The 17653-nt window shown below is 34.7% G+C and carries 16 protein-coding genes; 14 read left to right on the forward strand and 2 right to left on the reverse strand.

All coding sequences use genetic code 11. The features are described 5' to 3' along the window. The first annotated feature begins 82 nt into the window (after positions 1 to 82). The 10 genes from secDF (at position 83) to EGI22_RS09070 (ending at position 12137) form a co-directional block, all read left to right on the forward strand. On the forward strand, positions 83 to 3016 hold the full coding sequence (gene secDF, locus EGI22_RS09025) for a protein translocase subunit SecDF (protein WP_255067890.1): 2934 nt from the start codon (positions 83 to 85) through the stop codon (positions 3014 to 3016). A gap of 86 nt (positions 3017 to 3102) precedes the next feature. After that, positions 3103 to 4209 carry a glycoside hydrolase family 130 protein gene (locus tag EGI22_RS09030; protein ID WP_255067891.1) on the forward strand — a complete coding sequence of 369 codons (1107 nt, stop codon included), beginning with the start codon at positions 3103 to 3105 and terminating at the stop codon, positions 4207 to 4209. A gap of 550 nt (positions 4210 to 4759) precedes the next feature. Then, positions 4760 to 5191 (forward strand): single-stranded DNA-binding protein, encoded by a 432-nt coding sequence (locus EGI22_RS09035; RefSeq protein WP_255067893.1) that lies wholly within the window; start codon positions 4760 to 4762, stop codon positions 5189 to 5191. Between the two features lie 234 nt (positions 5192 to 5425). Further along, positions 5426 to 6049 (forward strand): NAD(P)-dependent oxidoreductase, encoded by a 624-nt coding sequence (locus EGI22_RS09040; protein ID WP_255067894.1) that lies wholly within the window; start codon positions 5426 to 5428, stop codon positions 6047 to 6049. Positions 6050 to 6301: 252 nt separating this feature from the next. Continuing rightward, positions 6302 to 6862: a hypothetical protein gene (locus EGI22_RS09045; RefSeq protein WP_255067896.1), complete on the forward strand. Its 561-nt coding sequence runs from the start codon at positions 6302 to 6304 to the stop codon at positions 6860 to 6862. A 210-nt stretch (positions 6863 to 7072) separates the two neighbouring features. After that, the gene (locus EGI22_RS09050; protein ID WP_255067898.1) at positions 7073 to 7810 is read left to right on the forward strand and encodes a DUF3667 domain-containing protein; all 738 of its coding nucleotides are present in this window, start codon (positions 7073 to 7075) and stop codon (positions 7808 to 7810) included. Positions 7811 to 8052: 242 nt separating this feature from the next. Then, positions 8053 to 9492 carry a pyridoxal-dependent decarboxylase gene (locus tag EGI22_RS09055; protein WP_255067899.1) on the forward strand — a complete coding sequence of 480 codons (1440 nt, stop codon included), beginning with the start codon at positions 8053 to 8055 and terminating at the stop codon, positions 9490 to 9492. A gap of 289 nt (positions 9493 to 9781) precedes the next feature. Continuing rightward, on the forward strand, positions 9782 to 10864 hold the full coding sequence (locus EGI22_RS09060; protein WP_255067901.1) for a two-component regulator propeller domain-containing protein: 1083 nt from the start codon (positions 9782 to 9784) through the stop codon (positions 10862 to 10864). A gap of 174 nt (positions 10865 to 11038) precedes the next feature. Continuing rightward, positions 11039 to 11407: a hypothetical protein gene (locus EGI22_RS09065; RefSeq protein WP_255067902.1), complete on the forward strand. Its 369-nt coding sequence runs from the start codon at positions 11039 to 11041 to the stop codon at positions 11405 to 11407. A gap of 109 nt (positions 11408 to 11516) precedes the next feature. Next, positions 11517 to 12137, forward strand: coding sequence for a CDP-alcohol phosphatidyltransferase family protein (locus EGI22_RS09070; protein WP_255067903.1), 621 nt, complete (start codon positions 11517 to 11519; stop codon positions 12135 to 12137). A 185-nt stretch (positions 12138 to 12322) separates the two neighbouring features. On the opposite strand, the gene EGI22_RS09075 is transcribed toward EGI22_RS09070, so the two are convergent. Beyond that, positions 12323 to 13651 (reverse strand): NAD(P)/FAD-dependent oxidoreductase, encoded by a 1329-nt coding sequence (locus tag EGI22_RS09075; RefSeq protein ID WP_255067904.1) that lies wholly within the window; start codon positions 13649 to 13651, stop codon positions 12323 to 12325. Between the two features lie 366 nt (positions 13652 to 14017). On the opposite strand from EGI22_RS09075, the gene EGI22_RS09080 reads away from it, so the two are divergent. Continuing rightward, positions 14018 to 14413, forward strand: a complete 396-nt coding sequence (locus EGI22_RS09080; protein WP_255067907.1) for a DUF1801 domain-containing protein — start codon at positions 14018 to 14020, stop codon at positions 14411 to 14413. Positions 14414 to 14529: 116 nt separating this feature from the next. Here the strand turns inward: EGI22_RS09080 and EGI22_RS09085 are convergent, their stop codons facing one another. Beyond that, positions 14530 to 15453 carry a LysR family transcriptional regulator gene (locus EGI22_RS09085; RefSeq protein WP_255067908.1) on the reverse strand — a complete coding sequence of 308 codons (924 nt, stop codon included), beginning with the start codon at positions 15451 to 15453 and terminating at the stop codon, positions 14530 to 14532. Between the two features lie 94 nt (positions 15454 to 15547). Between EGI22_RS09085 and EGI22_RS09090 the strand changes: the two genes are divergently transcribed. From EGI22_RS09090 to EGI22_RS09100, 3 genes are all read left to right on the forward strand, one after another. Further along, entirely contained in the window at positions 15548 to 15874 is a 327-nt protein-coding gene (locus tag EGI22_RS09090; RefSeq protein ID WP_255067911.1) for a hypothetical protein, read from the forward strand. Positions 15875 to 15996: 122 nt separating this feature from the next. Beyond that, the gene (locus tag EGI22_RS09095) at positions 15997 to 17433 is read left to right on the forward strand and encodes an NADP-dependent isocitrate dehydrogenase (RefSeq protein ID WP_255067912.1); all 1437 of its coding nucleotides are present in this window, start codon (positions 15997 to 15999) and stop codon (positions 17431 to 17433) included. 25 nt (positions 17434 to 17458) lie between these two features. Beyond that, positions 17459 to 17629, forward strand: a complete 171-nt coding sequence (locus EGI22_RS09100) for a hypothetical protein (RefSeq protein ID WP_255067914.1) — start codon at positions 17459 to 17461, stop codon at positions 17627 to 17629. Positions 17630 to 17653: the final 24 nt, after the last annotated feature.

A 17653-nucleotide genomic window follows, 5' to 3' on the forward strand; every position in this document is an offset into this window, starting at 1 on the left:
AAACCATAAATGGCTCAAAACCCCTTTGTGCCTATATTATTAACAAAAAACCTATGCGGGGAATAGGAAAAAATCAATTTTTATGAAAAACAGAGTAGGAATATTAGTTCTTTTCATAGCTTTTTCGGTTATCAGTTTATATTATCTGGTAAGAACATGGAAAGTTAACGACATCAGAAAAGATGCCAGCGAATATGCTTTAGGCAAAGACGGGAAAGAAATCCCAGGTAAAAAACAAAGATATTTGGATTCATTGTGGAAACAAGATGTCTTTTTGGGTTCGACTTTAGAAAACCTAAGCAAACAAGAGCTTGGCCTTGGACTTGACCTTCAAGGAGGTATGCACGTAATTTTAGAGGTTTCACCTACTGAAATCGTGAAATCATTGGCAAAAGGCTCGCGTGACCCACGTGTAAATCAAGCCGTAGAGTCAGCTAGGAAATTGGCTGTATCGAGCAGTACAAATTTTGTTGATTTGTTTGTTTCAGAATACAAAAAACTAGCTCCTAATACTAAACTTTCAACAGTATTTACCAATAGCTCAAACAGAGATATCTTAAACCTTAACTCTTCAGACGCTGAGGTAATCAGATATATCAAAGGTGAAGTAGATGGTGCTTTTGATCGTTCATTTAAAGTAATCCAAACGAGGGTTGATAAATTCGGTGTTGCTAACCCTAACCTATCGAAAATCCCTGGAACCAACAGAATTCAAGTTGAATTACCTGGTATTGATAATCCAGCTAGGGTTAGAAAATTACTTTCGGGTGCTGCGAAATTAGAATTTTGTGAGGTATATTCTATGCAAGACTTGGGACCATCTTTTGATGCGTTTGCTGCCTTGTTGAACAAAATTGACCTTGAGACAAAAATCAGTAATGTAAGCAATAAAATTGCTTCTAAAGATACTACAAAAAGTGGATTGGCTTCTGCACTAGCTGCAAAATCTGATTCTACAAAAAATGATTCACTTAGCAATGCGAATTCTTTAGCCAATATATTCGTAGGTTCTCCTACTGGAGGAATGGCAGTAAGAATAAAAGATACTTCTAGGCTGAATCAAGTATTAAAACGCCCTGAAGCATTGGGTATGTTCCCTGCCAACATGACGTTCTTGTATGATGTTAGTCCAGTTGAAAATCCTGTAACAAAGGAAGAAGTAGTAGACATCTATCCAGTAAAAGACCACGGCAATGCTCCAATAGAAGGAGACGTAATCACCAACGCAAAACAAGATTATGACCCAATGACGGGTAAACCGGATGTGTCAATGCAAATGAATGCTTTGGGTGCTAGAAAATGGAAAAACATGACAGGAGCCAACGTTGGAAACAGAATTGCCATCATTCTTGACAATTATGTTTATTCAGCTCCAAATGTAAACCAAGAGATCACTGGTGGAAATTCAAGTATTTCTGGTGGATTCAGTGTTGAACAAGCCCAAGACTTGGCTAACGTATTGAAAGCAGGTAAGCTTCCAGCTCCAACAAACATCATTGAAGAAGCTGTAGTTGGTGCATCTGTAGGATCTGAAGCATTGAGAGCAGGTGTATTATCTTCTATCTTAGGATTAATCGCCGTTTTGATATTTGTATTGATTTATTATAGCCAAGCAGGATGGGTGGCCAACGTTGCTCTTTTGGTTAACTTGGTATTGCTATTAGGCGTTATGGCATCTTTTGGTGCTACCATGACTTTGCCAGGAATTGCAGGTCTTGTACTTTCTGTTGGTATGTCAGTGGATGCTAACGTTCTAATTTATGAACGTGTTAAGGAAGAAATGGCCGCCGGTCGGAACTTTATAACCGCCATAAGCGAAGGTTTCAGAAACGCTATGCCTTCTATCATTGACTCTAACGTAACTACTTTGATTACGGGTGTTATCTTGTTTATATTCGGAACAGGATTGGTAAAAGGATTTGCTACAACATTATTGATTGGTATTTTCACTTCATTGTTCTGTGCTGTGTTTGTATCAAGATTGATATTTGATTATTTCATCAAAAAAGAAAAAACTATCAATTTCAAGACTGCTTGGACAGAGAAACTTTTCAAAGATTCAAATATTGACTTCATCAAGAAAAGAAAAATATTCTATACTATTTCTGGTGCTATCATCCTTGCGGGTGCTATCTCAATAGGTATTAGAGGGTTTGGCCTTGGCGTTGACTTTAAAGGTGGTAGAACATACGAAGCTAAGTTTGAGAAAAACGTAAATACTGAAAATGTAAGATCGGCTGTGGCTTCTGTTTTCCCTGACAATGCAGTTGAAGTTAAAACTTTCGGTGGATTTGATAAAGTTAAAATTACTTCTGCTTATAAAATTGACAATACTGAGCCTGCTGTAGAAGACGAAATCAAATCAAATCTTGATAAAGTTTTGGCTTCATTCAAAGAAAACCCAGGTAAAGTAGTAGGTACTTCGAAAGTTGGACCAACGATTGCCAACGATACCATCTGGTCTTCATTGCAAGCTATTTTCTACTCTATCATTATCACGTTTATCTATATCTACATCAGATTTAGAAGTGTTGCCTTTGGTTTTGGTGCTGTGGTAGCCTTGTTCCACGACGTTTTGGTGATTTTGGGAATATTCTCTTTGTTAAATGGTTTATTGCCATTCTCATTAGATATCGATCAGGCGTTTGTAGGTGCGGTATTGACTTTGATGGGTTACTCTATGAACGATACCGTGGTTGTGTTTGACCGTATTCGTGAGTATCTAAGAGAGAAAGGATCTAAAAAAGAGCCTATCGAAACTACAATCAACAATGCCTTGAACAGTACATTAAGTCGTACAGCCGTAACGGGTGTGGCTACTTTGATTGTATTATTAATCCTTTTGGTATTCGGAGGTGAAACCATCCGTGGATTTATCTTCTGTATGTTCTTAGGTGTTATTGTCGGTACATATTCTTCACTATTTATAGCTGCTCCAATAGTAGTTGACGCTATGCAGAGAAGATTAGAAAACGAAGGAGAAACAATGAAAGCTATTCCAGCTGTAGAAAAATAATATTCTTTTTATAGAATTCAAGAAAAGCTCGGTATTACCGGGCTTTTTTTGTTTTTTAGGGGTTTACAAGCTTTAACCTTAATAAAATGCAAAAAAGAGTCTTACTCGCCCTCCTATTATTTGTCATAAATGTTTCTTGCAGAACCTCATCTACAAGCATTTCTCATATAGATTTTAATAATTTCCAAAAAACTTCCGTCAATCCAGTTTTGCAAGCCGACAGCACTTTTGTGTTTGATTGTCCAATGAAAAAAATGCCAATAAAATGGCAAAGAGCTGATGTTTTTAATCCTGCGGCTATTGTAAAAGACGATAAAATCATGCTTATGTATAGGGCCGAAGACAATCCAAAGGCACATTTGGGTGGTAGAACTTCCAGAATTGGTTTAGCCGAAAGTACTGACGGGATTCATTTTAAAAAACTTCCCGAGCCTGTACTTTTTCCGAGCGAGGATGCTTTTTCTATATATGATGCACCAGGTGGCTGCGAAGATCCTCGGGTTGTGCAAACTGAAGATGGAACTTACATAGTAGCCTATACTGCATGGAACTATGATACACCTAGACTTTCGATTGCGTTTTCAAAAGACCTCATCCATTGGGACAAAAAAGGGCCTGCTTTTTATGAAGCTTACCAAGGAAAGTTTAGAAATATGGCATCTAAATCTGGTTCTATTTTAACACAAAAAAGGGGTGATAAATATGTTGCTGCCAAAATAAATGGCAAATATTGGATGTATTGGGGAGAGCATGGTGTAAACCTCGCTTCTTCTGATAATCTATACGATTGGTACCCAGAGTTAGACGAAAACAAGGAATTGAAATATGTGATTCAAACTCGAAAAGGATTTTTTGACAGCAATCTTACTGAATGTGGCCCGCCAGCTATGATAACCGACGAAGGTGTGGTTTTGGTGTACAATGGCAAAAACAGCGATGAAAAATTCAATGCCTCCTCTGAATATCCGCTTGGTACTTACACTGTTGGCAAAGTAGTCTTTGACCCCAAAGATCTGCACACAGTTATCAGCCGTTCTGACAAGTCATTTCTTGTACCAAGTCTTCCCCACGAACTTACGGGACAATACAAGGCTGGCACTACTTTCGCCGAAGGATTGGTGTTTTTTAAGGGCAAATGGTTTTTATATTATGGTACAGCCGATTCTTTTGTCGGCTTGGCAGTTTCTAAATGATTTTATTCTGGTATTTTTTAAATAAATAGGCTTTATAGAATTCTATTCTATATTAAAAACTATGTCCCTATGTGGTTTTTCCTATTGTGGTCTATGTGGTTATTTTCGGTTTTTAAATAAACACATAGGTATCATAGACTCAAATTAAAGATAGTTTCACTATATACATAGAAAAATACTGTTCTAAAAAACTATGTTCCTATGTGGTATTTCCTATTGTGCCCTATGTGGTTATTCGCGATTTTAAATAAACACATAGGTATCATAGATTTTAATTTTGGAAAATTTCACATAGGTACATAGAAAATACTGTTCAAAAAAACTATGTTCCTATGTGGTATTTCCTATTGTGTTCTATGTGGTTATTATAATTTTCATAAATCACAAATTGCTAGAAATCAAAACAATACCCGACAACAAACATTTACAAACGAATACAAACGTTTATTAACCGAATAAATATTTGGCGATACTCCAATTTTGCATCGTCTTCTCAACAAGGGAAGAAACAATTGAAAATAAATATTAACAATTTAAACGAAACAAAATCATGGCATCATTAAACAAAGTATTGTTAATCGGAAACTTAGGCTCAGATCCAGAAATCAGAACGCTTCCGAGTGGAGCAAAAGTGGCGTCTTTTAATATCGCTACAACAGAATCTTACAAAAACAAAGAAGGTCAAAAAGTAGAGAGCACTGAATGGCACCGCATAGAGCTTTGGGAAGGCTTGGCTGGCATAGCGGAGCAATACCTCAAAAAAGGCGACAGCGTGTATATAGAAGGTCGCATAAAAACCGAAAAATACACAGACGCCAACGGCGTAGAGAAGTTTTCGTTTAGAATAAGAGGCAACAGCATGCAAATGCTCGGTAAACCCAACCGCGATGGAGAAAATAGTAACCAGAAAAACTACGTAGCAGCCAACCAAGCAGCAGCCGTACCCAGCCAAGTAGCCGACGGCGACGACCTACCTTTTTGAAAAAAGGTGGGTTGTTTCTAACCTATATTATAGACTTATAGCCACAATTCTTTGATTAGGAAAGATGAATGCGCTTTTTACATATTGAATAAAAATGGGTAATATTGTCTAATAGAATATTTCTCTATTTAAAATTTAATTTCAAAGCTTGTGGATTTAAATACAGAAATTCCATTAAAAACCATGTAAAATGAACACCCGCGAAACCAAATTCTCTTAAGAAAAACAAATAGCATGAAAATAACCATTATAGGAGCATCTGCTGGCATTGGCCTAGAAACATTAAAAAGAGCCTTAGATAGAGGTCATGAAGTGATTACCCTTTCTCGCTCAGATATACAATTGGCAGGCATGCAAACTTTTACCGCCATAAAAGGAAGTGCAAATATCAAACCCGATGTACTAAAAGCCATAGAAAATGCAGAAGCCGTAATAGTGACGTTGGGCACTGGCAAAAACATGAAAACCACCACCCTATTTTCGGATTTTGCTAAACTTTTGGTAGAAATAAACAGAACAGACATTCCCTTTATTTTCGTTACGGGATTTGGTACTGGCGAGAGCCAAAACTATGTTTCTTGGTTTGTGAAAATGTTTTTGAAGTATTTCTTAAAAGACGTATATGCCGACAAAACCAAAATGGAAGAAATAATCTCTTACGCTCCGCTACAGTGGACATTTGTAAGACCTGGTAGACTGCTAGACAAGCCGTTGACAGAAAAATACCGAATTGAAACTGAACTTTACAAAGGCATAAACATAGGAGAAATTAACCGAGCCGATGTGGCAGATTTTTTAGTAAAACAAGCCGAAAAGCCAACAAATTTAAAAAAGTATGTGGCTATTTCTGAGAAATGATTATTTCAAAATACTTTTTTGACTTAATACGATTTTAATTCTCTCAGAAAAAATCCTATATTTATTTCAAATTTTAAAAACACAAAGAAACATGCGGCTTTTCTGCCGTACTTTAAACCGACAACAAATGACAATAAATAAATATGTGATTGATTATAAGGGAAATAAAGTAAAAATATCGGCAACTCTATTTTAGAGTTGGGTAAACTGAGATGTTACCATCAAGGCTAAAACGACAGACAACATAAGAACATGAATTACGACTTTTTCGCAGACAAAGCTGACAAATTGAAAGTTCTTGATTTTATTTTCAAGGACACAGATTTGCATGTTTACGACTTGGGTTCACCGTTTGGACAAGAGATTTGTGAATACAAAACGGTTGACGAAATTGCGTCAAAGTTTGACCTTGATATAGACGAATTTGGAATGACATTTCAACTCTGGACACCAAGACATAAAGGCAAACCAATTTTTAGAAAAGTTGACCTTGACCCAAAACGTTGCAATGGACATACATTTCGCTATTCGACAGAAGGTTGGGGACTAATTCAATTATATTTTGGTGGACTAAATAATAATGAACTTAAACATTCTCATATCGGACACTTTAACGAAAAGGGAGCATTAAAATGGGAAAACACGAATAAAGTTAATGGACTTGTAAGTTTGTGGGACTGGTCAGAAATTCAACAGACTTCAAGAAAATTAAAGTATCATATTCATAATAAATTGACGACAAGAAAAATTGGGAGTTTTGGGGTTTTGCCTGGAGCTGACCAACTTGAAAAACAAGGAATAATATTAAGATGAATGGACAAAATATATAAAGCCCAGCTGGTAACATGCGGTATAAAAAAATGCCGGGACAGTAGGTTATTCAAGGGTTGTAGCCCGCTTCAACTTTTGTGTAACTTGACAGGAAATCGCCCTCAATCGGCAACTTTTCATACCGCCACCGTTAGCTAACAGGTTAAAAGACAATCTTAATAACAAAATAGTTATAATATGACAAATCATTGCTTGAATTGCAATAAACTTATAAAAAGTAATTTTTGTCCTGATTGCGGACAAAGTGCAGCAACGCACCGATTTTCACTACACCATTTTTTTGTGCACGACCTAGTACATGGCATATTACACCTTGATAAAGGTTTCTTTTTTTCAATAAAAGAGCTATTCACTCGTCCAGGACACAGTATTCGAGAGTTTATCGAAGGTAAAAGAGCAAAACATTTTAATTATGTTTCTCTAATTATCATGATAATTGCAGTAGGGTATTTCGTTGGAAATATTTCAGAAATAAAGTTAATTGATACTACTTACTATTTTTCGAGCAATAAAGAATTAGTGACGAAGTTTGACAAAATCTCAAAAAAATATCCTAAATTGTTTACTATTATAAAAATACCATTATTAGCATTTTTTACTTTTTTGTTTTTCAAAAAAGCAAAACAAAATTTCACGGAACACCTTATATTAAACATATATAAAGTATGCGGAGAATTACTTATCGCAATAATTTTTACATTAATTGCCATTCTTTTTAAAAGTATATTACCAATAAACTATTTTTTCAGTATTGTAGGTGTTTTGACTTTTGTATATTCAATTTGGTATTATTTTCAGTACTTCTCAACTTATGGATATTCAAAGTTTAGTTTACTGATTCGCAGTGTGATTACAACAATAATTTTATTTCTAATCATTGCTAGTATTAATGAATTTGTTATTGGAGTGAAGGAGGGATTTGAGAACTGAGAAAGGGTTTCAGGATAGACAAAATAAGCCGCGAACCGATAATAAGGGTTTAAACTCAAGGCAGGCCGAAGTGATAAATTCAGCATTTGTACATCTACTAGGCATTGGAGCTCTATTGTGCTTTTGTACATTTAATCCTGCCCAGCATCAAGCCCTCAACCGTTACCAATTAAAGAATAATACCAAAGACTTTTAAACGGCAATAATACGATTGATTCAAATTTTGTAAATAAAAAATTAAATTGAAATCATTAGACTTAGACATAAACGAATACAAGGACTTATTGAATAAAACAAATGAACTTGTTTTAAAGCAATACGAGCAAATAGAGACACAGAAAGGGTATCACGATTTTTCACAAGAAGAGGTGGAAAGTTGGTTTGATGAATCTATTCCCTTAAACGGAATGGATAATGGAGAATTGCTAAGTTTTGTGGGGCAAAAAGTCCTGAATACTGCTACTGGTAATTTAGGCCCACATATGTATGCCTATGTGATGTCTGGAGGCAATCAAATATCTAACCTTGCCGAAACATTGGCCAATACGGTAGACCAGAATCCGACCAAATGGCATTTGTCCCCTGCCATGAATGAAATCGAAAAAAGAGTAATTCATTGGACAACGCAAATGATCGGATACCACCCTAAGGCTGGTGGCGTAATGGTCAGTGGTGGTTCGGCAGCCAACTTAACCGGCTTAACAGTTGCTCGAAATGTGTTTTTCAAAAAAGAAAACATCAAAGAGGAAGGTTTATTCAATAAAAAACCATTTACAGTATATGCATCCGAACAAGTGCATAGTTGCATTGATAAGAGCGTTCAGATTTTGGGTATTGGCAGCAATCAATTAAGAAAAATCAGAATAGATATCGATTACAGAATTGATATTGAAGCCCTAAAGCAACAGATAGAAAAAGATATTTCTCAGGGTTATCTCCCATTTTGTATAGTTGGAATTTCAGGTACAGTAAATACAGGAGCTATTGACGATTTGGATGCTTTGGCAGACATTGCCGAAAAACATCAAATGTGGTTTCATATTGATGGTGCTTATGGCGGTTTGGCGTCTTCATTGGATGGTTTGAAACAATACTACAAAGGCATAGAAAGAGCTGATTCTATAGCTCTTGATTTTCATAAATGGCTCTATCAACCCTTTGAGGTGGGTTGTGCTATTATTAAAGATTGGAACTCATTGCGTGAAACCTATTATAAAAAGGCAGAGTACTTAGACACCGAACTAGAAACTGGAACCAATAGGTTAGAATTTAATGAGCATTATTTTCAAGTTTCAAGAAATGCTAAGGCATTTAAGGTTTGGATGAGTTTAAAATCTTATGGATTCAACGCATTTAAAGCAATGATTCAAAAAGACATTGATTTGACGCATTATCTGGCAGATGAAATTAATAAATCAAGTGACTTTGAGCTAAAATCAACTTCTCATTTAGCTGTAGTGTGCTTTAGATATATTGGTAATTTAACATCCGAAGAAGCTATTAAGACTATCAATAAAAACCTTATACCAGCATTGGAACAGGATGGACGCGTATTTATAACAGGAACAAAATTGGGAGAAGAATTTGTGCTAAGGGCGTGCTTAATTAATCATAGAAAAACGAAAAAGACATCTGACTTTTTATTAAATGTAATTAGAGAAGTTGGACAAAAATTAGAATGAAATGGCTATAAAACTGTATTTGCGATAATTACTTTCTATCTTCAGCAAAAACGCTTTGCTCAGCTTTATTTACCTCAGTAAAACAGATAATTGCTAGCATTTTGAAAAAAATAAAATAATCTTGATACTATCATTGATTAAATAAATAAAACCTTATAATATAAAACAGGAAATATTTTAAAGTTCATTGCTTCAATTTTAGAAAATAATGGTAAAGTAAAATCCACACATTTGAGTAAATCTCCTCAAGAACTGAGAAAAAAATAGGATCAAAAATAAAATCGTCATCATGAAACTATACAAACTACTAATATTCAGCCTTTTGGCAATTCTTTCTTCCTGCACAGGACAAGAAAAAACAAATGCTTCCAGACCAAGCCCTATTGTTATAAAAAACTTTAAGGCGGTGGCTTTGGCTCCGGATTTTGACACAACGCTGGTCAGCCAATATATCAGAAGTATTTTTCAAGACTCTAAAGGGAATTTATGGTTTGGGACTATAGGCGAAGGCGTGGTGAGGTATGATGAGAAAACGTTGACCTATTTTTCTAATCCAGAAGGTTTTTATAGTAATTCTGTTTTTGCTATAAATGAAGACAAAAATGGCAAGCTCTGGTTTGGAACCGACCAAGGCGTTTACAAATATGACGGAAAAACATTTAGAAATTACAATGAAAAAGATGGACTCAACCATGTCGACATTAGCCGAAAGAGTATCTTGATTGACAAATCAGGCACGATTTGGGTAGGCACACACAAAGGCGTTTATCGATATGACCCCAACATAGACGAAAAAGGTGGGCAATCCTTTTCCTTGTTTCGATCTCTCCCGACGTCCATAAATATTGCTGGGATTATGGAAGACAAAGCTGGAAATATTTGGTTTGCTTCTTCTAACAATGGCGTCTATCGGTATGACGGTGAAACAATTACGCACATTGCAGAAAAAGAATTATTGGGAGAAAATTATGCTGGAGGCATCGCTCAGGATAAAGCTGGAAATATATGGTTTACAATGAAAAACGGCATTTGCAAATACGACCCAAAGGCCGAGCTGACTACCGGTGGCAGTGCATTTACAGAATACACCACCAAAGACGGATTAGGTGGAACTGAATTTTGGGGAATAATTATCGAAGATTCGGGCATTATTTGGGTTACTGCCCGAGGAAGCACCACAAGATTTGACCCATCTCTCAACAAAACCGACCCAAAGGCATTTACTGTTTTCACTCCAGCAGACGGAATAAACTGCTGTGTACAAAGTATGTACCAAGACAAAGCTGGAAACATGTGGTGGGGAGCCGGAAGTGGACTTTATCGATTTGATGGCAAACGCTTTTATCAAGTTAAGCAGAATGGGCCTTGGTAGTATTAAGAATTGGAGAAAGTAAAACTCTAAAAAGGCAAAAACCTGGCCTATCTTTAAATCAAAGTGTAATAGTCATTCATTCTATAAGAATGATTTGAAGGTCAAAATATATTTCTCCTGAATCTATAGCCATAGAGGAATAACTAAAAATAATGAAAATATATCTAAACTTAAATGGGCATTTTAAATAAACTTTTTGGCATAAAAACATCAAAAAATCCTGAAGATGATTATTTAGTATTCATTTCAGAAGAATTTATAAAAGTAGAACATCCAAAAAGAAAGACAGAACAAATATTTTGGAAAAACATTGAGACTATAAAACTAATTAACACTGATACCGGACCATTTGCACCTGATATTTGGTTGACATTAATGGGAAAAACAGAGGAATGTTTGATTCCACAAGGAACAAAAGGTTTTGAAGAAGTATATGAAATTGTCTCAAAATATAAAGATTTCAATTTCGAAAATTTCATTAAATCTATGTCTTGCACTGAAAATTCGGAATTTGTTTTATGGACTAAAAATATAGACTTTTAAGAAGTATATAATATCTATTCTCCGAATTTTTATTTCAAAAAACAACAAAATCTCTTATCATAATTTAATAAATTAGCTCTACGAAACAAAAGGTGAAATCTATAAACACATGACCACAAATGGTATTATAAACAAAATCCCGATCGCACTAATTATCATAAGATTGATACTAGGTTTTTTGGTAATAATTATCAGCGTATTAAAAATCCAAAACTATAACATAATAGCGGTAAGTCTTTTGCTTTTTGGTTTACTAACTGATATTTTTGATGGAATAATAGCCAGAAAATTAAATATTTCTACGCAATTTTTGAGACGAATGGATTCTTCAGTAGATCAAGTCTTTTTTATCTCTATGGCAATTGCCACTTATATTCAATGTCCAATCTTTTTCGAAAACAATTCTTCTAAATTAACAATCTTAATCGGGTTTGAGATTTTGACTTATATTGTTAGTTTTCTTAAATTTAGAAAGGAAATAGCCACGCATTCAATCGGTGCAAAAATATGGACATTGGTCTTATTTGCGACTTTAGTTGAAATAATTCTTAATTGCGAATCTGGCCTAATTTTTACCGTCTGTTTTTGGCTTGGGATTATAACAAGAATTGAAATTATTTCTATAATATTAGTTCTCAAAACCTGGACCAATGATGTACCAAGTTTATATCATGCTATTAGGCTCAGACAAGGAAAAGAAATAAAACGGAACAAAATATTTAATGGATAATAAATGAGAAGTTTTCCTGCTCGTTTATCATTCAAACTAGAGGTCTGATTAGCACTTAGAGCTAATAGAAACACATGAAAGTAACCATAGTTTAAAGTCCAAATGACGACCCATGATGTTCTTATGGCAAAAAATAATCCATTAAACAGTTTTCAAAGATTAAATTTTCACTCTTGAGGTACCATTCATCCCAAATCAACTTTATTAGAAATTTTACTTTTGCTTACATAATTTTTAGGAAGATGTTTTTTTAACTGTTTTACAAATAAATGGTAATCTACAGATATAGTATGCCTTGCTGTCTTTATTTGCCTAAAATGTGGATGCGTAACCTCTCTTCGGCAGAGTTCTCTAATGTTAGAAGGGACTTTCCACAAACCTTTAATAGCTCTTGCGGCAAGCTTACTTTGAAGTTCAGACCCTGGCCAAATACAGCCAAGTGGTTGAAACATGCCTATAAAAAATAAATTTTCATGCTCCTCGTGAAGCATTTTCAAATAAAGCGGCACGTCTCCTTCACTATAATTTATAAAATCCTTTTCAAAAAACGGATGGGACAATACAAAACCTGTACATGCAATAATTACATCAAACTCCTCAAAGCTTCCATCTTTAAAAAAAACTTTTTTATTCTCATAATGATCAATATCGCCTTTGGGGAATACTTTCCCGTGCCTCAGTTTATAGAGTAACTCATCATTAACAGTGGGATGTGTGCCTGTGATACTTTGTTCAGGTTCGGGCAGACCATAGGCTTTATTTGAGCCCGCAAAAAGCTTTACGGTTAATTCAGAAAAGAAAAATTTAATTTTTGAGGGTAAAAAAACCATTTTGGAGGCTACGACATCACTAGGTTTTCCAAACAAAAACTTAGGAACAATTCTATAACCCCTTCTCCAACTAATAACAGTTTTTTTGCTTACTCGACTTGTCTCCACTGCCACATCACAAGCAGAATTCCCACCCCCAATTACCAAAACGCGTTGATCCTTAAAAGGTGCAGCTTTTTTAAAGTGGTGAGAATGAATTAATTCCCCCGTGAATTTTCCTGGATAATTTGGATATCGTGGTTGCCAATGGTGACCGTTGCAAACCACCAAATGCGTAAAGGTTTCAACTTTTTCAACACCATTTTTTTCTGTCGTTAATTTCCAATGCTTTTCTTTATTGAGCTCGCATTTTTTAACCAATGTATTAAACTCAATCGTAGGATATAAATCAAAATGTGCGGCATAAGCTTGAAAATATCTTCTTAATTGATCGTGTGAAGGATAATCCGGTATACCTTTTTCAAAATCATCGAAGGTAAAGTCCTCATATTGCGAAAGCGTTTTAGAGCTTATTATGTGGGTAGTTTCAAATACACTCGAATGACTCTCATTCTCATTAAATATCCAGTTTCCGCCAACTTCATTGTTATAATCATAACAGACCGCTTCTAATCCTTGATCGAGCAAATTTTTAATAGCTGTAATCCCGGATGGTCCAGCCCCTATTACACATACTTTAGGCATTGGTTATTTTTTAGTTTTACAAATATAAAAAAATGCCGATAGTGTCAAATTTTTTGAATGGCTTCTTTTTTTTATCACAAACAAGACCATGAAAAGTAGAATTATAAATAAATGCTACTAACTGATTTTTAGGAGACTGAAGAATTGACAAAACTGACTATTAAGGAAATTGTCAATTTTTTTGGCTTTAAATTCAAAAAAACAAATACCCAGAAATAGGAATCTTTTTCAAAAAACCTAAAATTAAATTTGTTGATGCGTGAGAAAAAAAATCATATAAAAACGTAAAACCCTTAAATTTGCAAAAGACAATCAACCTGAATATTTTAATAATTCTAAAAAAATAAATTTTGAAATTTTAACGCTATGCAAGTTCAAAACATCAGTCCCGAAGTAAGCGAGTTTTTAGATGCTCAGAACCACCCTTTTCGTAAAGAGATAGAAGCTTTGCGGAATTGTATTTTGTCGGCAAACCTGGCTTTGACAGAAAACATAAAATGGAATGGACCAAACTATTGCTACAATAACGAAGACAGAATAACGATGCGAATTCAGCCACCAAAACAAGTGCAGCTGATTTTTCATTGTGGAGCCAAAGTAAAAAAACAACCTAAGGACAAACTAATTAATGACCCAACGGGTCTATTGGTTTGGAAAGAAAACAATCGGGCAGTTGCAACTTTCAAAAACCTGGAGTACATAAAAAGCAATGAGGAAAATCTTAAGAAAATAGTTAGAGACTGGGTAGAGGCTGCGAAGTGATAAAAGCATATTCAAAATTTTGAGAACCTATAACCGAAAAAATGAATCTGTAAATTTTAAAGACCAAAGAAAAGCTTCAAAAGAAATATAAAATATTTATTTACAAGTATTTAACTTTAATAATTCTCGTACCAACTAAATCTTTCCTTAACAATTTCTGCCTTTTCCGCCTTTAAATATTCCAAAAATGAGAGAGAAACTGGAGAGTGTTTTTTCCCTTTTAACCAAATTAGGCTCCAATTAGTCGTAATTGGCAAACCTTTGACTGGTATAATTTGGAGTTCATTATTTTGCAACTCGTTTCTAATTCCAATCAAAGGCATCACAGAATATCCAAGGCCGGCTATCAAGGCTTGTTTAACAGCTTCGTTTGAAGTTAGCTCCATTTTTTTCAAAACAGACAGATGATTGCCTTCTATAAAGTTTACCATTGTTTGACGAGTTCCCGATCCTTTTTCTCTAAAAATCAAAGGTAAATCTCTAAATATATCTTCGGGCTTTGCATTCTTTTTTGCATTTATTGGGGCATTTCCAACCAAATACAATTTATTTTGAAGTAATTCAAGGTATTCAATATTAAGATTAGAAGGCAAAATTGACACAAGGGCAAAGTCCACTTCATTGTTTTCTAAACTTTCTATCACCATATTTTTATTGGTCACATCCATCAAAAGCTCTATACCTGCGTGTTTTTGCATAAATGCCGTTAAAAAAAACGGCATAATGTACTTTCCTGTTGAAACTATCGAGATTTTCAACCTGCCCGTTAACTGGCCTTTGAATGCCTGCGTTTTATAATTGATAGCATATACTTGATTAATGATATTTTCTGCGGCTATAGCTATTTCACGACCAAAATCAGTAATGTAAATTTTCCTCCCAAGTACCTCAGTCAAAGGTATTTCGAATTGATCCTGAAAGTTTTTCAGTTGAATAGAAACTGCCGGTTGCGTAAGATGGAGCTCTTCAGCAGCTTTAGTTACACTCTGTGTTTGTACTATTTTCAGAAATATCTGAAGTTGATTTAAAGTATAATTCATAAAAAATATTAATGATTATTATAGCAAAGATAAATAAAAACTTATGATTTTTTACCTACAACTTTGCGGCATAAAAAAATATTAAAACTTAAAAATGAAAAAAAATAATCAAAAAACATCAATGAGAGTTTCTACTTATTTTGAATTTATTATTGGAGCAACAATAAGTTTAATTTTGATCTTGTTGAAAACTTCTGGAATATTAGCCTTAAGTTTTGAACTTGCATTGGCACCCTTTATAGTCCTTATTTTATTAGCCTATGGTGACCAGCTCATTGTATTAACACTTGCTGGTTTTTTTAACACTTTCAATTTAGTACTCAAACTAATTAAGAAGTTCACCTTTTTGATAAATACGAAATTCAAACTGCAGACATTCAATTATCAAAGCAACAAAGGTGATTATTCTCCTAGTAATTAAGTTCTTTACAATTTTTTGCAAAAGCTTATAAAGCTTCCCAATGTCTGCTTTTTCATAGACATTTAATTAAGTACAACTAATACTAGTAGGTTTTTAATTTTCAATAAAAAAACAAGTTTTAAATGACAAAAATAACAATTGCAAAAGGAAATGGAATAGGCCCTGAAATAATGGACGCCACTATAGAGATTCTATTTTCAGCCGGGGCAAAAATTGAAATTGAAGAAATAGAAGTTGGAGAAAAAGTCTATTTGGCTGGTAATTCGGCGGGCATTGCATCAGAATCGTGGAAATCAATCACCACAAACAAAATTTTTCTAAAAGCTCCAATCACAACCCCACAAGGTGGTGGCTACAAAAGCTTAAATGTTAGCACAAGAAAGTTCCTTGGCTTATATGCCAACGTAAGACCTTGCAAAAGTCTTCATCCATTTGTAGACACCAAACATCCTGTGATGGATATCGTCATAATCAGAGAAAACGAAGAAGACCTATACGCGGGAATTGAACACCAACAAACCGACGAAGTAGTACAGTGTTTGAAACTTATCAGTAGACCAGGATGTGAAAAAATCATAAGGTATGCTTTTGAATATGCAAAACAGCAAAACCGTAAAAAAGTAAGCTGTTTTACAAAAGATAATATCATGAAACAAACGGATGGCTTGTTTCATACTGTTTTTGATGAAATAGCCAAAGAATACCCTGATATCGAGAATGAGCACTGGATAGTAGACATAGGAGCGGCCAAAGTGGCGGAGTCTCCAGAAATATTTGACGTGATAGTGATGCCTAATTTGTATGGGGATATTATCTCAGATATTGCTGCTGAAATAACCGGATCGGTAGGACTCGCTGGCTCTTCAAATATTGGTGAGGAATGTGCGATGTTTGAGGCCATTCACGGCACTGCCCCGGATATTGCAGGAAAAGATATTGCCAACCCTTCGGGATTGTTGCAAGGTGCTATTATGATGCTGAATCATATCGGACAAACAAGCGTGGCTGAGAAAATACAAAACGCATGGCTTTATACGCTTGAACAGGGTACGCATACAGCGGATATTTACAAAGAAGGCACAAGTAAGAAAAAAGTCGGCACAAAGGATTTTGCGAAAAGTGTAATAGAAAACCTTGGCAAAAAGCCTTCAATTTTAAATTCAGTCTCTTATACAAATAACAGTGCAATAAATTTACCCAAATATCAACGGAAGACTCCACTTAAAAAGGCATTGGCGGGAATAGACGTTTTTGTTCACTGGAATGGAGCAAATCCAAATGAGTTAGCAGAAAAGCTAAAAAGCATTGAAAGTGCTCAAACAAAACTACAGATAATAACGAACAGAGGCATAAAAGTTTGGCCAGATGGTTTTAAAGAGACCTTTTGCACCGATCACTGGAGGTGTAGATTTATGCCTACCGAAAATACAGAAATTACAAAAAATGATATTGTAGAAATATTATCAAGGGCCAATTTAAAAAACATTGATACCATCAAAACTGAAAACCTATATTCTTTTGATGGAAAAACCGGATTTTCCCTGGCTCAAGGACAATAATTTAAATTTAAAAATTAATACAAAAATGGATAAAAATGCAGTGAAAATGACCCTCTCATTAGTTTTGATGATTTTTTTTATAACCAAGGCTTTTTTAACAAAAGACAGTGTTGACAGCCAGTTATATTCATCTCTTGCCGTAATTTTTGGTTTGTTAGCTAATGCCACAATAAGCAATCCTAAAAGAGTAAATTAAATACCATCCTATTTGATATTAAGC

The sequence above is a fragment of the Lacihabitans sp. LS3-19 genome, assembly GCF_024343575.1.
Classification (GTDB): Bacteria; Bacteroidota; Bacteroidia; order Cytophagales; family Spirosomataceae; genus Leadbetterella.